This is a genomic window from Methylobacterium sp. WL18 (genome assembly GCF_008040015.1).
GTDB lineage: Bacteria > Pseudomonadota > Alphaproteobacteria > Rhizobiales > Beijerinckiaceae > Methylobacterium > Methylobacterium mesophilicum.
Genome location: NZ_VRVD01000557.1, coordinates 1 through 3,112 on the forward strand (window position 1 = coordinate 1; position 3,112 = coordinate 3,112).

Genomic DNA, 3,112 nt, shown 5'->3' on the forward strand with positions numbered 1-3,112 from the left:
GGGCAGCACGGCGCTCGGCTTCGTCGCCGGCGCGACCGGCACGGGATCCACCGCGATCGGCGCGGCGGCCTCGGCCGCCGGCAACAACAGCGTCGCGCTCGGCAACGGGGCGGCCGCCAACCAGGCGAACACCATCGCCATCGGGGCCAACGTCAAGACCACCCAGGCCAACCAGGTGGCGATCGGCAACGCCGCCAACACCTACACCCTGGCGGGCGTCGCCTCGCAGGCGAGCGCCGCGGCGCAGAGCGGGGCGACCGCCTTCGTGACCACGGACGCCAGCGGCAACCTCGCGGCCTCGGCCTACGGCCCCTCGACCATCGCGGCGCTGGGCAACCGGGTCGATTCGGTCCAGTCCCAGGTCAACAACCTGGAGGCCAAGACCGACACGATGCAGCGCTACGCGGTGCAGACCCGCAAGGAGTCGCGGCAGGGCGTCGCCATGGCGATCGCGATGGCGACCGCTCCGATGCCCTCGGCGCCGGGCAAGACCACCTGGGCCACGAACGGCGCGACCTATCGCGGCGAGTGGGCCGGCGGCGTCGCGGTGGCGCACCGGCTGCCGACCTGCTGCGTACCGATCGCGGTCACGGCCGGCGTCGCCTATGCGGGCGAGAGCAACGTTGGCGTCCGCGCCGGTCTGGCCGGCGAGTTCTGACGGCGAGACGACGCGGCGGGGCCGGAACGACGTTTCGGCCTTGCGCCCGGGAAATTCCCCGGCATAGTGTCAAGTTATGTTGACACTCGCGGTCGAGCAGTCGGGACGGCACGAGACGGATCGGCGACCGCACGCGGTCGTCGTCGGCTCCGGCTTCGGCGGGCTCGCCGCGGCCGTCCGGCTCGGGGCGCGGGGCTACCGGGTCACCGTGCTGGAACGTCTGGAGCAGCCGGGCGGCCGCGCCCGGGTCCACCGGCAGGACGGCTTCACCTTCGATGCCGGGCCGACCATCGTCACCGCGCCGCAGCTGTTCGAGGAGCTGTGGCAGCTCGCCGGCCGTCGCCTCTCCGACGACGTCGCCCTGGTGCCGATCGACCCGTTCTACCGGATCCGCTTCGCCGACGGCGAAACCTTCGAGTACAGCGGCGATCCCGAGCGGATGCGGGCGGAGGTGGCGCGGTTCGCCCCGGACGACGTGGCCGGCTACGAACGCTTCATGGCGCATAGCCGCTCGGTCTGCCGCATCGGCTTCGAGCAGCTCGGCCACGTACCGTTCGGCAGCATCGGGTCGATGCTCAAGATTGCTCCGGACCTGCTGCGCCTGTCGGGCCACCGCTCGGTCCACGACGTGGTGGCGCGCTTCGTCCGCGACGAGCGGCTGCGTACCGTGTTCAGCTTCCACCCGCTCCTGATCGGCGGCAACCCGTTCCGGGCCAGCGCGATCTACTGCCTGATCGCCGACCTCGAGCGGCGCTGGGGCGTCCACTTCGCCATGGGCGGCACCGGCAAGCTGGTCGATGGGCTGGTCCGGCTGATCCGCGGCCAGAACGGGCGGGTCCGGCTCGGCGTCGACGTCGCCCGCATCCGCGTCGAGAACGGGACCGCCACCGGGGTCGAACTCGCGGGCGGTGAGACGATCGCGGCCGACATCGTGGTCTCGAACGCCGATTCGGCGGTGACGCATGCGCGGCTGCTGCCCAAGCCCCGGCGCTGGAGCCCGGGGCGGCTGAAGCGCGCGCGCTCCTCCATGGGCCTGTTCGTCTGGTATTTCGGCACGAAGCGGCGCTACCCGGACGTCGCCCACCACACGATCCTGCTCGGTCCACGCTATCGCGGGCTGCTCTCCGACATCTTCGACCGCAAGGTGCTGGCCGAGGATGCGAGCCTCTACCTCCACCGGCCCACCGCCACGGATCCGAGCCTCGCGCCGCCCGGCTGCGATGCCTTCTACGTGCTGGCCCCGGTGCCGAACCTGGCCGGCGGCCAGGATTGGCGCGCGCTGGCGGAGCCGTATCGGCGCCGGATCGCCGAGATGCTCGAATCCAGCGTGATGCCGGGCCTGTCGGAGGCCATCGTCACCTCGAAGGTGACGACGCCCCTGGAATTCCAGGACGACTTCCAGAGCTACCGGGGATCCGGCTTCGGCCTGGAGCCGGTGCTGACGCAATCCGCGTGGTTCCGCCCGCACAACCGGTCGAGCGACGTGCGCAACCTCTACCTGGTCGGCGCCGGCACCCATCCGGGCGCCGGCCTGCCCGGCGTGCTCTCCTCTGCCCGAATCCTCGATCTTGTGGTTCCGGATGCCCGCGTTTCCGCCTGAATTCGCCGCGGCCGCCGACCGCACAGCCTGTCGGCAGGCGATCCGCGCCGGCTCGAAGAGCTTCTTTGCGGCCGGCCGGCTGCTGCCCGGCGAGGTCCGCGAGGCGGCCTACGGGCTCTACGCCTTCTGCCGGCTGTCGGACGACCTCGTCGACGAGGCTGCCGACCCGTCCGCTCGCCGCGACGCGGTGGTGCGCCTCGGCGACCGGGTCGCGCGGGCCTATGCCGGCAACCCCGCCGACGCGCCCGCCGACCGGGCGTTCTCCGAGATCGTCGGCGCCTACGCGATCCCCGAGGCGCTGCCCTACGCGCTGATCGAGGGCTTCGCCTGGGACGCCGAGGGCCGGCGCTACGCCGACATCGCGGCGCTCCATGCCTACGCGGCCCGGGTCGCGGGCTCGGTTGGGGCCATGATGGCGCTGATCATGGGCGCGCGCTCTGCCGACGCGCTCGCCCGCGCCTGCGATCTCGGCGCCGCCATGCAGCTCACCAACATCGCCCGCGATGTCGGCGAGGATGCCCGGATGGGCCGGCTCTACCTGCCCCTCGACTGGATGGTCGAGGCGGGGCTCGACCCGGACGCCTTCCTGGCCGATCCGCAGCCCGGCCCGGCGCTCGCCGGCATCGTGGCCCGGCTGCTCACGGAGGCCGACGAACTGTACCGGCGGGCCGAGGCCGGCATCGCGGCGCTGCCGTCCCCCTGTCGCCCCGCGATCCGCTCCGCCGCCCTGATCTATTCCGAGATCGGCCGGGTCGTAGCGCTGCAGGACTATGATTCCGTCCGCACCCGGGCCCGGGTCGGGACGGCGCGCAAGCTCGCCCTGATCGCCCGCGCCCTGCGCTCCGGTCCGGCGA

General features: G+C 72.8%; 2 protein-coding genes and 1 pseudogene. All 3 read left to right on the plus strand.

Annotation, left to right across the window (positions count from 1 at the left end; translation table 11 throughout):
- Positions 1 to 658 (plus strand): annotated as a pseudogene (locus FV228_RS24900) (hypothetical protein); the annotation flags it as partial.
- 76 nt (positions 659 to 734) lie between these two features.
- The gene (locus tag FV228_RS24905; RefSeq protein ID WP_147857003.1) at positions 735 to 2,258 is read left to right on the plus strand and encodes a phytoene desaturase; all 1,524 of its coding nucleotides are present in this window, start codon (positions 735 to 737) and stop codon (positions 2,256 to 2,258) included.
- On the plus strand, positions 2,239 to 3,112 hold an 874-nt coding region (locus FV228_RS24910), incomplete at its 3' end, for a phytoene/squalene synthase family protein (RefSeq protein ID WP_147857004.1). The genes FV228_RS24905 and FV228_RS24910, both read left to right, overlap by 20 nt.